Source organism: Mycolicibacterium smegmatis (assembly GCF_001457595.1).
Classification (GTDB): Bacteria; Actinomycetota; Actinomycetes; order Mycobacteriales; family Mycobacteriaceae; genus Mycobacterium; species Mycobacterium smegmatis.
On the sequence record NZ_LN831039.1, the window covers coordinates 392,221 to 406,785 of the forward strand.

Sequence of the window (14,565 nt, forward strand, 5' to 3'; positions counted from 1 at the left end):
TCTAGAGCGGGGTGACCGTCGCGGTCAGGTGCGGATACCCCTTGGTCAGGTGCCGCAGCGTGAGCTCCCAGCCGTCGGCGTCGCGCTCGACGTAGAGCGCGGCCTTGGCGGGCAGCACCACCGGCTTGGCGAACCGCACCGAGTACTTCACGGCGTCGGGAAGTTGCCCCTCGATGTTGGCCAGAACGGCTGCGGCGCTGAACATCCCGTGAGCGATCACGGTGGGGAAGCCGAACAGCTTGGCCGCGATCGCGTTGGTGTGGATCGGATTGTGATCCCCACCGACCGCGGCGTAGTGCCGGATCTGCCCCGGCGTGATGCGCAGGACCGCGTTGGGCGGCGGCAATTTCGGCTGCTTCTGCGGTGGCGGCTTGGGCTCGCCGGACAGGCTCGTGCGCTGCTGGTGCAGGAACGTCGTCACCTGGTGCCAGGCCAACTCGTTGCCCACCTTGACGTCGGTGACGATGTCGACGAGCAGGCCGCGGCGGTGCTCACGCAGGTTCTCGGCGTGCACCGCGACGCCGACGGTGTCGGTCACCGCGATCGGCCGGTACTGCGTGATGTGGTTCTCGATGTGCACCGAACCCATTGCCGCGAACGGGAAGTCGAGGCCGGTCACCAGCGACATCACCGCCGGGAACGTCAGCGTGAACGGGTAGGTGAGCGGCACGGCGTCGCCGAACCGCAGGCCGGTCACCTGGGCGTACTCGGCGACGTTGGCCGGATCGATCGTCAGGTCGTCGACCGTGACGGTGCGCTTGGGCAGGCTCTCGCTGCGGGTGACGAACGGCAGGGCGCCGACCACGGCCCGCGCCATGTTCTTCAGCCCACTGGGCTGGGTGGTCTGTGTATCGGCCACCTCACGCCCCCAGCATCGCCTGGCCGCACACGCGGATGGTGTTGCCCGTCACCGCGTTCGAGGCGGGGCTGGCGAAGTACGCGATCAACTCGGCCACGTCGACGGGCTGGCCGCCCTGGAACAGCGAGTTGAGCCGCCTGCCCACCTCACGCGTGGCGAGCGGGATGGCCTCGGTCATCTTGGTCTCGATGAAACCGGGTGCGACGGCGTTGATCGTGATGCCCTTGTCGGCCAGCACGGGCGCCAGCGCCTCGGCCAGCCCGATCATCCCGGCCTTGGTGGTGGCGTAATTGGTCTGGCCGCGGTTGCCCGCGATGCCCGCCATCGACGACAGGCCGATCACCCGGCCGCCCTCGCCGATGGTTCCGTTGCCCACCAGGCCTTCGGTGAGGCGCTGCGGCGCGAGCAGGTTGACGGCGATCACCGCGTCCCAGCGCTTCTCGTCCATGTTGGCGAGCAGCTTGTCGCGCGTGATACGCGCGTTGTTGACGAGGATGTCGACCTTGCCGCCATGGTGTTCGGTGACGTGCGCGGTGATCTTGTCGACGGCGTCGTCGGCGGTCACGTCGAGCGTGAGTGCGGTGCCGCCCACCTTGTCGGCGACGCGCTTGAGATCCTCGGCCGCACCGTCGACGTCGATCGCCACCACGGTCGCGCCGTCACGCGCGAACACCTCGGCGATCGTCGCGCCGATACCGCGGGCCGCGCCGGTGACCACGGCGACCTTGCCGTCGAGCGGCTTGTCCCAGTCGGCGGGCGGAGTCGAATCGGCGGCGCCGACGCGGAACACCTGACCGTCGACGTAGGCCGACTTGGCCGACAGGATGAACCGCATGGTCGACTCGAGACCCGTGGCGCCCGGCTTGGCGTCGGCCGAGAGATAGACCAGGGAGACGGTCGCGCCACGGCGCAGCTCCTTGCCCAGCGAGCGCGTGAAACCTTCCAGCGCCCGCTGCACCACCTGTGCGTGGACGCTGCCGGCCTCCGCGGGCGTGGTGCCGACGACGACCACCCGCGCACACGGCGCGAGGTTGCGCAGCAGCGGCGTGAAGAACGTGTAGAGCTCCTTGAGGCCCTCGGCCTCGGTGATGCCCGTGGCGTCGAACACCACGCCGCCGAACGAATCGGCCCACCGGCCACCGATGTTGTTGGACACCAGGTTGTAGTCGTCGGCCAATGCGGTGCGCAGGGGTTCGGCCACGCGGCCGGATCCGCCGATCAGCAGCGAGCCCGCCAGCGGCGGGTCACCGGGGCGGTAGCGGCGCAACGTCTCGGGCTGCGGCACGCCCAGCTGCTTGGCCAGGAACGATCCCGGCCCGGAATTGACCACTTGGGAAAACAGGTCCGAAGCCACTTCAGCTGCCTTTCGCTCGCGGTACTACCTTGTCCCTACCGAACTTACTCCAGAGTAAGAACAGTGGGTAATATGGGCCCATGGCCAATGAATCGAGACGCCGTGTCGCCGTCCTCGGCGGCAACCGGATTCCGTTCGCGCGATCCGACGGTGCGTACGCCAACGCCTCCAACCAGGACATGTTCACCGCGGCCCTCGGCGGGTTGATCGACCGGTTCAACCTGGCCGGCGAGCAGCTCGGCGCGGTGATCGGCGGGGCCGTGCTCAAGCACAGCCGCGACTTCAACCTCATGCGCGAGTGCGTGCTGGGCAGCGCGCTGTCGCCCTACACCCCCGCCTTCGACATCCAGCAGGCCTGCGGCACGGGTCTGCAGGCCGCCATCGCCGCAGCCGACGGCATCGCCGCGGGTCGCTACGAGTCCGCTGCCGCCGGTGGTGTGGACACCGCGTCGGACGCGCCGATCGCGTTCGGCAACGATCTGCGCCGCGTGCTGCTCGGCCTGCGGAGGGCGAAGTCGAACGTCGACCGTCTCAAGCTCGTCGGCAAGCTGCCGGCGTCGCTCGGCGTCGAGATCCCCGTCAACAGCGAACCGCGCACCGGCATGTCGATGGGCGAGCACGCGGCAGTGACCGCCAAGGCGATGGGCATCAAGCGCGTCGAGCAGGACGAACTCGCGGCGGCCAGCCACCGCAACATGGCTGCGGCGTATGACGCCGGGTTCTTCGACGATCTGGTGACGCCGTTCCTCGGCGTCTACCGCGACAACAACCTGCGCGCCGATTCGAGTGTCGAGAAGCTCGCGAAGCTCAAGCCGGTGTTCGGCGTGAAGGCCGGCGACGCGACGATGACGGCCGGCAACTCGACACCGCTGACCGACGGCGCCTCGGTGGCTCTGCTGGCCAGCGAGGACTGGGCGCAGGCCCGCGGCCTGGAGCCGCTCGCGTACTTCGTCGACGCCGAAACCGCGGCCGTCGACTACGTCAACGGGCCCGACGGGCTGCTGATGGCTCCCACCTACGCGGTACCGCGCCTGCTCGCGCGCAACAACCTCACGCTGCAGGACTTCGACTTCTACGAGATCCACGAGGCGTTCGCCTCGGTGGTCCTCGCGCACCTGCAGGCGTGGGAGTCCGACGAGTACTGCAAGGAGCGGCTGGGCCTCGACAAGGCGCTCGGCTCGATCGACCGCACGAAGCTCAACGTCAACGGCTCGTCGCTCGCGGCCGGGCACCCGTTCGCGGCGACGGGCGGCCGGATCGTCGCGCAACTGGCCAAGCAGCTCGCGGAGAAGAAGAAATCCACCGGCCGGCCGGTGCGCGGTCTGATCTCGATCTGTGCGGCCGGCGGCCAGGGCGTCGCGGCGATCCTGGAGGCCTGAGAACCCTCGCGGACGGGGCCCGAAAAACATTCCAAAAGTTTGTTTTCGGGACGTGTAACGGAGGCGTCCGGGGGGTCGATAGACGAGTAGCTCCGTGTTGCCGTCTGACCCCCCGACCCGACGGCAACACGGGGCCATTTACTTCAAGGCTCCGGATGCCGGGGTAGTGCGATTCGATCGAAATTTCCTCTGGTCTGAGGGGTACCCGAGGCGTACGATCGTTCGTACGACGGGTTCGGGAGTGGCTTGATCCAAAGAGTCGGTTCAGGGGTGAAAAACCGACGGCGCGAGACGAGTAGTGACGCCCCCAAAGTGCCCTCCCGAACCCGCCCTTTTGTGTCGGGGCCTCCTGCGCAATCGCTGGCGTGGCCGTGCGTCAGCTCGCCCAGCTGCACGACGAAGGGTTCGCCCGCGTCTGGATGAGCCAGATGCCCTTCGAGCCCGACCTGCTGACCGCGCTGGCCGTTGTGTTAGAACCAGCACCCGATGCTGATGGCGCAGCACGCGTTGACGCTGAGCCTGATCAGCGGCGCACACCGATCTTGAAGATCAGCGCCCGCAGCGCACCGAAGGCGCCGTGACCGCCGATGTAGAGGCGCTTGGCGTCATACCCCGCAACATCTTTCATGGTCTCGGCGCCGAAGCGTGCCGCGGCGTTGCCGTCGACGACGGTGACATCCGCGCCGAGCAGCGCGTGGCGGATGCCGATGCGCTCGGCGCCGGTCGCCGTCGCGACCACCTCGCCGATGCTGCGCTCACCGCCGGTGGCGGGCACCGCGGGGCAGAAGATGCCGTGATCGTCGAGGTAGCGGTTGATCTGCTCGACCGTCGCGTCGGCGCCGACGACGAGGCTCAGATTGCCCAGGTTGGCAGCGATGCCGGTGTCGGTGCCGGTGGTCAGCGCGGCGCCAGGATCGGTGAGCAGCGTGCCTTCCACGGCGTCGCGGACCGCGGTGCCGAACGCCGCCGTGACGGGTTCGTCGGGTGACTGCTCGGGCAGCATCACACCCGGATTGAGCAGCCCGGCCGGATCGAAGGCCTGCTTGATCGCGCGCTGGGCGGCGATCTCCACGGGCGTGAAACGCTTGGTCATGAACTGGATCTTCTCGGTGCCCACACCGTGCTCGCCGGTGATGGTGCCACCCAATCTCAATGCGGCTTCGATGATCTCGTTGTTCGCGGCCGCCAGAGCCGGGGCCGCCAGCGGGTTGTCCTTGTCGTAGAACGTGGTGGGGTGCAGATCGCCGTCGCCTGCGTGGCCGCACACCGCGATGAACAGCAACCCGTCCTTGTGCCGGTCGGCGGTGGCGCCGATGGCCTCCTGCATCTCCGGGATGCGGTCGCGGGGCACGGTGACGTCACCGATGAAGAAGCCCTTGCCGCTCTGGACCACCGAATCCGGGGCGTGCAGGCGGCCGTACCACAGTGCGGCCCTGTCCTTCTCGTCCTCGGCGATACGAACGGTGGTGGCCCGTTCGCGTAACACCCGTTCCACGATCGCCTGATCGCGTGCCACCTCGTCGGCAGTGCCGTCGACGTCGATCAGCACGATCGAATCGGCGTCGAGTGGATACCCCGTGTCGTAGAACTGCTGCAGGCCCATGATGCCGTCGTGGTCGAGCCATTCCACGGCCGCGGGCACCACGCCGGTCGCGATGATCGCCGCGATGGTGTCGGCGGCCTCACGTGCCGTGGCGAAGGCGCCCATCAGGCTGTGCGTCACCTCGGCCACCGGTCGCAGCGCGACAGTGGCCTTGGTGACGATGCCGAGGGTGCCCTCCGATCCGATGATCAGGCCGAGCAGGTCGGGGCCGTCATCCTCGGCGTCGAGGGTCACGGTGGTGCCGTCGGGCAGGACGACCTCGACACCGAGGATGTGGTTGTACGTCACTCCGTACTTCAAAGCATGTGGCCCGCCGGCATTCTCGATGATGTTGCCGCCCACGGTGGCCAGATGAGCCGACACCGGATCGGGTGAGAAACACAGGCCGTAAGGGGCCAGGTGCTCCTGCAGGGCGGAGTTCACCACACCGGGTTCCACGCGCGCGCACCGGCCCTCGACGTCGACGTCGATGATCTGGTTCAGGTTCGACAGGTCCAGCAGCACACGTCCGCGAGCCGGCATCATGCCGCCGGAGCAGTTCGACGCGCCGCCACGGGGCACGATCGGAACCTGGTGCTGAGACGCGATCCGCATGATCGCGGCGACCTCGTCACGGTCGTGGGGGTGCAGCAGCAACTCTGCGGTGCCGCCGACACCCCAGAAGTCGTGGCCTCGTGCGTCGAGGACCGCACCATCGGTGATCACCTCGGCGTGGCCGGCCACGGCCTCGGTGAACCGGTGGATCAGGGTCTTGTCGACGGTGACGTTCGGTGCAGTGAGAGCGGACATTTGAACCATTCCTTTGCGGGCCGGGGCTTGGGCGTCCCCTGTAGATTCCCTGTGCGCGCCGCCGAAGTCTGCGCCGTTGTCCCCCAAACCGGGGGCACGCTGGCGGTAGATCCCGATGGGTGCCAGCGGGTAGTCCCGCGGTGAACGTCACCAGTAGCGGCGCAACCGGTCGCGGTAGTTGCGGCCGTCGGGGTCGTAGACCGCCCGGTACACCGGTTCGGCCCACGCGCGTGTGAGCAGTCCGAGGCGCTCAGGGCGGTGTGGGCGCAACCGCCCGGGTGGCCGGGGCCCGGTTCGTCCGCTGTCATACCAGGCCTGCAGAGCGTTCGCCGATGCGTTGACCGCCGCGACCGCGTCGCTCGGGTCGATCAGCGCCGCGTCGTCGTTTTTCCCGTCGAGGTCGAGATGCTCGCGCAACAACTTCAGACGCAGTTCACGCGCGAAGACACGGGCGCCGTCGCCGAGCCCGGCCGGGTCCCGGGGCTCACGTTCCTCGCGCTCGTCGTCGAGCACCGCACACGACAGTTCGCTGTCGTGCGTCCACGACCGGCGGTTGAAGTTGTCGCTGCCGACGCTGGCCCACACATCGTCGATCACACACACCTTGGCATGAACGTAAACCGGTGTGCCTTTGTGGTTTTCCACGTCGAACACGTGCACACGGTCCGGTGCGGCCCGACGGCACGTGGCGATGGCCTGTTGCCGACCCACCTGGTTGGGCGGTAACGAGAGCCTGCCGTCCACATCCGGGTGTCGCGGCACCACCGCGATCAGGTGCAGATCGGGATTGGCCGCCAGCGCCGCGGCGAACAACCGCGAAACCTGTTTGGACCACAGATACTGGTCCTCCAGATAGATCAGCCGCCTGGCGCGCAGCACGGCCTTGGTGTAGCCGCGAGCGATGCTGCGTTCACCGCGTGGGGCGAAGTCGTATTCGAAGTGCGCGTCGGGGTAAGTACGCAGCACCTGGACGGCCTGGGTCCCGCACGGCGGGGGATCCGGTGGCCGGCCGGGCAGCGGATCCGCGCTCAGGTCGCTGCGGCGCAGCTTGTCGGTGATCCAGGCGATCGGCGAGAGCATGTCCAGCGGCGCCGGGTCGGTCCAGCGCTCCCGGAACGTGAGGTCGAGGGCGCCCACCGCGGGGCCCCGGATCTGTAACTGCGCATCGTGCCACGGTGGGTGGTCGCCGTACTGCCTGCCCATCGGTACGGCCTGCGGGTCGCCACGATGCGCGGCGTCATCCCGTCGGGAATGACACAGATCGATACCGCCGGCAAAGGCGACGTCCCGCTGGGGTGACGCCGGGTGACGCAGCACCACCAGTTTCTGGTGGTGGGAACCGCCGATGCGCACCCGCTGGTCGAGCAGCACCTCACCGCCTGCGCGTTCGATCGCCTCGCCGAGGTGCCGGTTCTGCTCCTCGCTGTAGGCGAACTGGTCCAGATGCGAGCGCCACATGAGGCCCTTGACCACCACACCGCGCTGCGCGGCACGGCAGAAGAGTTCGGCGATCGTCGGTCCGCCGTCACGGGTCCTCTCGTCGGGATCACCGCGCCAGTCGGTGAAGAACAGGTGGTCACCGCGGCCCAGTTTCTCGACCTCGTCGGTGAGGCGGTCGAAGTAGGTCGCGCCGTGGACCAGGACCTCGATGTCGTTGCCGGTGCACCAGTCCGGCAACGACGTGTGCGGGTTCCCGCGCTCCTCTGCGGTCAGGAACCAGTCGGCCAGCCCAGCCATCACGCCACCTCCAGCGCCCGCCGGCGAGTAGTTTGATCGGTCGGAGCGGGCATACCCGTTTCTCTGATCACCTAGCCGCATGCCGTGGAACGAGGATGAGGGAATGCCGCCGGTCCTGAGCGACCCGAGAACTGTGGTCTTTGCGCTCTACGACAAGGTGACGTTGGCCGACGTCGCTGCCCCGTTGGAAATTTTTGCCCGCGCAAACGATTTCGGCGCGAACTACACCGTCCTGCTCGCCTCGCTCACGGGGACCGCTGTCGGCACGACGGCGTTCGCGAAGCTGGACGCCAACGTTGCGCTCGACGAGGTTCCCGCTGCGGTCGACACGCTGGTGGTACCGGGTGGCGTGCCCGCCGGATTCTCGTTCACCCCTGGCCTGCATGATATTCCGGAAGAACCGACGCCTGACACCATCCCCGACGCCGTGCACCTGGTGCGCCACCTGGCGCCGCGGGCGCGTCGCGTCGCGTCGGTCTGTACCGGTGCCTTCGTCCTGGCCGCACTCGGGCTGCTGAACGGCCGTCGTGCGACGACGCACTGGGCCCACTGCCAGACGCTCGCCCGCAACTACCCGCACGTGCGCGTCGATCCCGATTCGTTGTTCGTGCAGGACGGCCGATTCTTCACCGGCGCCGGGATATCGGCGGGTACCGATCTGGCGCTCGCGCTGGTGGAGAGTGACCACGGGCCCACCATGGCGCGCCGGGTTGCGCGGTGGATGGTCGTGTTCCTGCAACGTCCGGGCGGACAGGCCCAGTTCAGCGTGTGGTCCGGACTTCCTGCGGCTGACGGCCTGCGGGAGATCATGGATTCGGTGATCGCCGACCCGGGCGCCGACCATTCACTTGCCGCGCTGGCCGCGCGGGCAGCGGTGAGTGAACGCCATCTCGTGCGGATGTTCCGTGAGCAGGTCGGGATGACACCCGCGCGGTTCGTCGAACAGGCGCGCCTGGAGGCTGCCAAAGTGCTTCTCGCAACAGGTGATCAGGCCCAGGACGCCGTCGCGCGACTCGTCGGGTTCGGCAGCCCGGACACCATGCGCAGAACGTTCCGCAGAAACCTCGGGATTTCGCCGGGGCTGTACCGCAACCGCTTCCGGACCACCGGCATCGACCCGCAGTGACGGACACCTTGCGTGCAGATCCGGACATCGGCAGGCGACGGACGCGGAAGCGAACCACGCTGATGGCATGCGGCTCCAGCATTTCATCGGCGGGTTGGAGGGGCTGACCGGGCCTCTCGATTTCGAGAAACGGGTCTTCGTAGAAGACTGGGAGAAGCGGATATTCGGCATTCACGTGGCGATGATGGCGCTGAGCACACATCTGGGGGAGGCGCTGCCCGGGTATCCCGTCGCCGACGTGCCGACCACGTTCCGCGAGAAGTGGACCTGGGCCCATCTGCGCACCGGCGCCGAGGGAATGAATCCGTTCGACTACTTCAAGTTTCGCTACTACGAGAAGTGGCTGGGCGGCATCAGCCAGTTCTTCGTCGACAAGGGATATCTGTCGGAAGACGAGATACGCGCCGCGCCAGTCGGTTCGCCACCGAAGGCCACAGCGCCCGGCGGGAAAGCGGCCATCGACGATCAGGTTCTCGACTACCTCCGACGCGGTGACAGCCCTCGACGCGGCCCGGCGAGGCCTAGGTTCGCTCCCGGCGACACGGTACGGATCGCCGACGTCCCCGCAGGCGAGCACACGCGGCTGCCGGGATATCTGCGCAACCGGACCGGGACCGTGGAGCGCTGTTTCGAAGGCGAGTACTCCTACTTCGTCCACACCGGCGACGGAATCGGTGACCCCATGCCGATCTACATCGTCGAATTCACGCCCCGAGAACTGTGGGGTGCTCGTGCCGAACCCGGCGCGAGCGCGCTCTACGCAGAGTTGTTCGAGGCATATCTGTCACCAGTTGAGGAGGACCAGTGAGTGATCAGTTCGCCTATCCGGCCGATCGTGAACAGGACAGCGCGTGGCGGGTCGCGGCGCTCGAACGCCTGCTGATCGAGAAGGGTGTCATCACCGACCAGACCGTCGACAAGGTGCTGGGCTACTTCGAATCCGAGATGACACCGCTGAACGGCAAGAAGATCGTCGTGAAGGCCTGGACCGACCCGGATTTCGCGGCGCGCGTGGTGACGGATACTCCCGCGGCCCTGGCCGAACTGGACCTCCCCGAGGGGATGGCCGGCGCCGAGGGCGAACACATCCAGGCCGTCGCAAACGCCCCCGGCATCCACAACCTGGTGATCTGCACGCTGTGTTCGTGCTTTCCGTGGCCGGTCCTCGGGCTGCCGCCGTACTGGTACAAGGACCCCGTGTTCCGCGCGAGGGCCGCGAGTGAACCCCGCACGGTACTGGCCGAGGTCGGCGTCGACCTGCCGGACGACACCGAGATCAGGGTGTGGGATTCCAGCGGGCACTCCCGGTGGTTCGTCATCCCCGAACGGCCCGCAGGCACCGAGGAACTCACCGACGAGCAACTCATGGACCTCGTCACCACCGAGTCGATGATCGGCGTGGCCCTGGCGGGGCGGCCGGCATGAAACTCCACCAGACGTGCACCACTGACCAGGCGGCACCTTCCTTCGACCACGAGTGGCAGCGCCGGGCGTTCGGCCTCGCCCTGGCACTGTCGGAGTTCGGCCACTACCCATGGAGCGAGTTCCAGCAGAGCCTCATCGACGCGATCGGCGCCTGGGAGACCACAGGGGGTTCGGATTCCGATTCCCATGCCGACTGGCAGTACTACGACCACTGGGTCGCCGCACTCGAAAAGGTCGTCGCACAGCGGGGCCTTCTCGCCGGCGCCGCGGGTTCGTGAACAGTTGTTGAAACGGTTCAACGAAAAGGGAATGCCGTACTTTTCGGCTGGGAATTGACGACGGCGCCAAGTTCGCCTCACGGCCACAAAGGGCTCTTGTGATGCGGTATGAGTCGTCACCACGTTGCCAGTGCCGCCATCTGCGCCGAGGCGAGTCCTCGGCAAAGCGACCACACCGTGCGCTCCCGACATCGCCCTGAGATATCGGCGGGTACCGGCGGTTCGGCGACCCATCAGGCGGGAGTGGTGGTTTGAATGGCTCGTCCCCGCTGAAGGTAGGCGTCACATCGTGGTGGACGGGCCTTTTGTGGACCGTACTGTTCGGGTCCGCTGGAGGGGAGCGGTGTGCACCCAATTGATGGACGGATCGTCACCGTTTGGTCAGAGATGGGCCCTCAGCAAACGCCGATCGATCTTGAGAAAATTCGCTGCTAGGGTGGTCGCTGGTCACTAGTGCCTGTGAATTTGCTGTCTCATTTATTTGGTCGATGTTTGCTGAGTGAACACGCTGTTGCGTGTTTGCTTGCGCGAGTTATCGTGCGGCGCATACCGATTGCGTATCCGCTGGGCAACGGTCTGATACGCCAGTGCCAGTCATGGTTTACTCTTCAGGACCAGGCTGCGCCCCCCCGTGGTGCCGCGCGCTGCGATCCCGTCGCAGCAGTGATGTTGGGTGTGGATAGGGGAGGAGATCTACGATTTTTCGGCTCGTGAGGCGGCTGTGGATTCCGCTGTTGGTGATTGCGGTGGTCGCCGTTGGCGGCTTCACCGTCTCGCGGTTGCACAACGTCTTCGGCGCCGAGAAGCGTGTGGCGTATTCAGACACCAAAGCCACCGACTCCAAGCCCTTCAATCCCAAGAAACTGGTTTACGAGGTTTTCGGTCCTCCCGGCACCGTCGCGAGTATCAGCTACTTCGATGAGAATTCCGACCCGCAGTTCGTCGAGGGTGTCAGCCTGCCCTGGGTCCTGGAATTCGACATCAACAAGGCCACCGCCGTCGGAAGCCTCATGGCCCAAGGCGACAGCAGCAGTATCGGGTGCCGTATCAAAGTTGACGACGAGGTCAAGGCCGAGAAGGTCTCGAATCAGACAAACGCCTTCACCTCCTGCCTGTTGAAGGCCGCATGAGCGAGACGACAGTGACTCAGGACCAGCAGCGCAGGCCGCGGATCGCCTCGTTCATCCGCCGGTTCTCAGTCCTGATCATCCTGGCCTGGATCGGCGTGGCGGTCGTGGCGACAGTCGTGATCCCTCCACTCGAAGTCGTCGAGCGTGAGCACTCGGTCTCGCTGAGCCCCGCGGATGCCCCGTCGGTGAAGGCCATGAAACAGATGGGCATCCTGTTCGAGGAGTCGAACTCCGAGAGCATCGCCGTCCTGGTCCTCGAGGGACAGGATCGGCTGGGCGACGACGCCCACGCGTACTACGACAAGATCATCGACCAGCTCGAAGCTGACACCGAGCACGTCCAGCACGTCCAGGACTTCTGGGGTGACCCGCTGACGGCGGGCGCCGCGGAGAGCGCCGACGGCAAGGCTGCCTACGTCCAGCTCAACCTGCACGGCAGCTTCGGCCAGGCAGAGGGCACGGCATCGGTGCGTGCCGTCCAGGACATTGTCAAGAACACTCCCGCGCCGGAAGGTGTGACGGCATACGTCACAGGACCGGCCGCGATCGTCGCGGATATGGGCCAGAGCGGCAACCGCACGGTCCTGCTCATCACCCTGGTCACCGTCGGCGTCATCTTCCTGATGCTGCTCCTGCTCTACCGCAGGCTGCTCATCGTGCTGATCCTGTTGGCCACTGTCGCAATCGAGCTGCAGGTGGCGCGCGGCCTGGTCGCGTTCCTCGCATTGCACGGCATTGTCGGCTTGACCACCTACGTGGTGAACCTGCTCGTTTCGGTCGGTATCGCGGCAGGTACCGACTACGGCATCTTCTTCGCTGGCCGCTATCAGGAGGCACGGCAGGCCGGCGAGGACCGGGAACAGGCTTTCTACACCTCGTTCAGCGGTGTGGCGAAGGTCGTCCTGGCCTCGGGTGCGACGATCGCCGGTGCCATCGCGTGCCTCAGTTTCACCCGGCTGCCCTACTTCCAGCCGCTCGGTATTCCTGGCGCGGTCGGTATCGCGGTCGCCGTCGCGGTCGCACTCACTTTGGTTCCGGCCTGTATCGCTGCGACCAACCGTTTCGGCTGGTTCGACCCGAGACGTCTGGTGACCACGCGTCGTTGGCGGCGTATCGGGACAGCCGTGGTGCGGTGGCCGGCGCCGATCCTCATCGCGTCGATCGCCGTGGCGGTGATCGGCTTGTTGACGCTGCCCGGTTACAACCCGAGCTACAGCGACCAGAAGTACATCCCGCAGGACATCCCGGCAAATCAGGGGTACGCGGCAGCGGCACGGCACTTCCCCGAGTCGAAGATGACGACGCCGGACATCCTGCTGGTCGAGTCCGATCACGACATGCGGAACTCGGCCGATCTGCTCGTGCTGAACAAGCTGGCGAAAGCGGTCTTCGCGGTTCCCGGTGTTGCGAACATCCAGTCGGTGACGCGGCCTGAGGGCAAGCCGATCGAACACACGTCGATCCCGTTCATGCTCAGCATGTCCAACGCCAGCCAGCGGCTGAGCCTGCCATTCCAGCAGCAGCGCATGGAGGACATGCTCAAGCAGGCCGACGAGATGGCGACGACCATCGCGCTGATGCAACGTATGTATGCGTTGATGCAGGAGATGGTCGGGATCACGCACCGGACGGTCGAGACGACCCATGAGGTGCACGCCACCATGGGCGAATTGCGCGACAACATCGCTGATTTCGACGATTTCTGGCGTCCGCTGCGCAACTACCTCTACTGGGAAAAGCACTGCTACAACATCCCGCTGTGCTGGTCGATCAGATCCATCTTCGATGCGCTCGACGGCGTCAACGAGGTGACCGACAAGATGGGCGAGTTGGTCGAGAACCTCGATCGCCTCGACGAGTTGATGCCGCAGATGCTCCTGCAGTTCCCGCCCATGATCGCGACGATGCAGAACACGCGCGCGATGATGCTGACGATGCACGCGACGATGTCCGGCATCTTCTCGCAGATGGACGAGACCACTGAGAACGCGACGGCCATGGGTAAGGCCTTCGACCAGGCCAACAACGATGATTCGTTCTACCTACCGCCCGAGGTACTCGAGAACGACGATTTCAAACGCGTCATGGAGATCTTCCTGTCTCCCGACGGCAAGGCCGCGCGCATGTTGATCACCCAGCGCAGCGACCCGGCGACGCCGCAAGGCATTGCGCTCGTCGAACCGATCCGTATCGCGGCCGAGGAGGCCCTGAAGGGCACACCGCTCGAGAGCGCGAACATCTACCTCGCCGGAACGGCGGCGGGCGTGAAGGATCTGGTCGACGGTTCGAAGATCGACCTGATGATCGCCGGTGTCGCCGCGCTCTGCCTGATCTTCATCATCATGCTGATAATGACGCGCAGCTTCGTGGCCGCGCTGGTCATCGTCGGCACGGTGGCTATGTCGCTAGGCGCGTCGTTCGGCCTGTCGGTTCTGGTCTGGCAGCACCTTCTCGGCATCCAGATCAACTGGGTCGTGCTGGCGATGTCGGTCATCGTCTTGTTGGCGGTCGGGTCCGATTACAACCTGCTGCTCGTCTCCCGCATGAAGGAAGAGATCGGCGCAGGACTGAACACCGGCATCATCCGGGCGATGGGTGGGACCGGAAAGGTCGTCACCGCAGCAGGTTTGGTGTTCGCGGCCACGATGGCGTCGATGATCGTCAGCGATCTTCTGACCATCGGCCAGGTGGGTACCACGATCGGTCTCGGCCTGTTGTTCGACACCCTCATCGTGCGTGCCTTCATGGTCCCGTCCATTGCAGCGCTGCTCGGGCGCTGGTTCTGGTGGCCGCAGCGCGTGCGGCAGCGCCCGGCGAGCGCCATGCTCCGCCCGATCGGGCCCCGACCGCTCGTTCGTTCGCTGCTGCTGAGGGACTAGCGAAAC

Annotated in this window: 11 protein-coding genes and 1 pseudogene; 8 read left to right on the forward strand and 4 right to left on the reverse strand. The window is 66.3% G+C overall.

Going from position 1 to position 14,565, the window contains the following annotated elements:
* Position 1: 1 nt before the first annotated feature.
* On the reverse strand, positions 2–817 hold the full coding sequence (locus AT701_RS01735) for a MaoC/PaaZ C-terminal domain-containing protein (RefSeq protein ID WP_058127494.1): 816 nt from the start codon (positions 815–817) through the stop codon (positions 2–4).
* Between the two features lie 43 nt (positions 818–860).
* Complete coding sequence (locus AT701_RS01740) at positions 861–2,213, reverse strand: 3-oxoacyl-ACP reductase (RefSeq protein ID WP_058125020.1); 1,353 nt, start codon at positions 2,211–2,213, stop codon at positions 861–863.
* Positions 2,214–2,293: 80 nt separating this feature from the next.
* Here AT701_RS01740 and AT701_RS01745 point away from each other — a divergent pair, with 80 nt between their 5' ends.
* Both AT701_RS01745 and AT701_RS35545 read left to right on the forward strand, forming a co-directional pair.
* Positions 2,294–3,592, forward strand: a complete 1,299-nt coding sequence (locus AT701_RS01745; protein ID WP_058125021.1) for an acetyl-CoA C-acetyltransferase — start codon at positions 2,294–2,296, stop codon at positions 3,590–3,592.
* Between the two features lie 356 nt (positions 3,593–3,948).
* Positions 3,949–4,123 (forward strand): annotated as a pseudogene (locus tag AT701_RS35545) (LLM class F420-dependent oxidoreductase); the annotation flags it as partial.
* On the opposite strand, the gene AT701_RS01750 reads toward AT701_RS35545, so the two are convergent.
* The gene (locus tag AT701_RS01750) at positions 4,116–5,984 is read right to left on the reverse strand and encodes an FAD-linked oxidase C-terminal domain-containing protein (RefSeq protein ID WP_058125022.1); all 1,869 of its coding nucleotides are present in this window, start codon (positions 5,982–5,984) and stop codon (positions 4,116–4,118) included. The pseudogene AT701_RS35545 and the gene AT701_RS01750 sit on opposite strands and share 8 nt — an antisense overlap.
* A 147-nt stretch (positions 5,985–6,131) precedes the next feature.
* Positions 6,132–7,721, reverse strand: coding sequence for a phospholipase D family protein (locus AT701_RS01755; protein WP_058127495.1), 1,590 nt, complete (start codon positions 7,719–7,721; stop codon positions 6,132–6,134).
* Positions 7,722–7,824: 103 nt separating this feature from the next.
* Between AT701_RS01755 and AT701_RS01760 the strand changes: the two genes are divergently transcribed.
* The 6 genes from AT701_RS01760 (at position 7,825) to AT701_RS01785 (ending at position 14,559) form a co-directional block, all read left to right on the forward strand.
* Entirely contained in the window at positions 7,825–8,847 is a 1,023-nt protein-coding gene (locus AT701_RS01760) for a GlxA family transcriptional regulator (RefSeq protein ID WP_058127496.1), read from the forward strand.
* Positions 8,848–8,914: 67 nt separating this feature from the next.
* On the forward strand, positions 8,915–9,655 hold the full coding sequence (gene nthB / locus AT701_RS01765) for a nitrile hydratase subunit beta (protein ID WP_003891699.1): 741 nt from the start codon (positions 8,915–8,917) through the stop codon (positions 9,653–9,655).
* The gene (gene nthA / locus AT701_RS01770) at positions 9,652–10,272 is read left to right on the forward strand and encodes a nitrile hydratase subunit alpha (protein WP_058125023.1); all 621 of its coding nucleotides are present in this window, start codon (positions 9,652–9,654) and stop codon (positions 10,270–10,272) included. The genes nthB and nthA overlap by 4 nt, the downstream gene beginning before the upstream one ends.
* Entirely contained in the window at positions 10,269–10,550 is a 282-nt protein-coding gene (locus tag AT701_RS01775) for a nitrile hydratase accessory protein (RefSeq protein WP_058125024.1), read from the forward strand. The genes nthA and AT701_RS01775 overlap by 4 nt, the downstream gene beginning before the upstream one ends.
* A gap of 710 nt (positions 10,551–11,260) precedes the next feature.
* Positions 11,261–11,680, forward strand: coding sequence for an MmpS family transport accessory protein (locus AT701_RS01780; protein ID WP_058125025.1), 420 nt, complete (start codon positions 11,261–11,263; stop codon positions 11,678–11,680).
* Positions 11,677–14,559: an MMPL/RND family transporter gene (locus tag AT701_RS01785; RefSeq protein WP_058125026.1), complete on the forward strand. Its 2,883-nt coding sequence runs from the start codon at positions 11,677–11,679 to the stop codon at positions 14,557–14,559. The genes AT701_RS01780 and AT701_RS01785 overlap by 4 nt, the downstream gene beginning before the upstream one ends.
* The last annotated feature ends 6 nt before the right edge of the window (positions 14,560–14,565 follow it).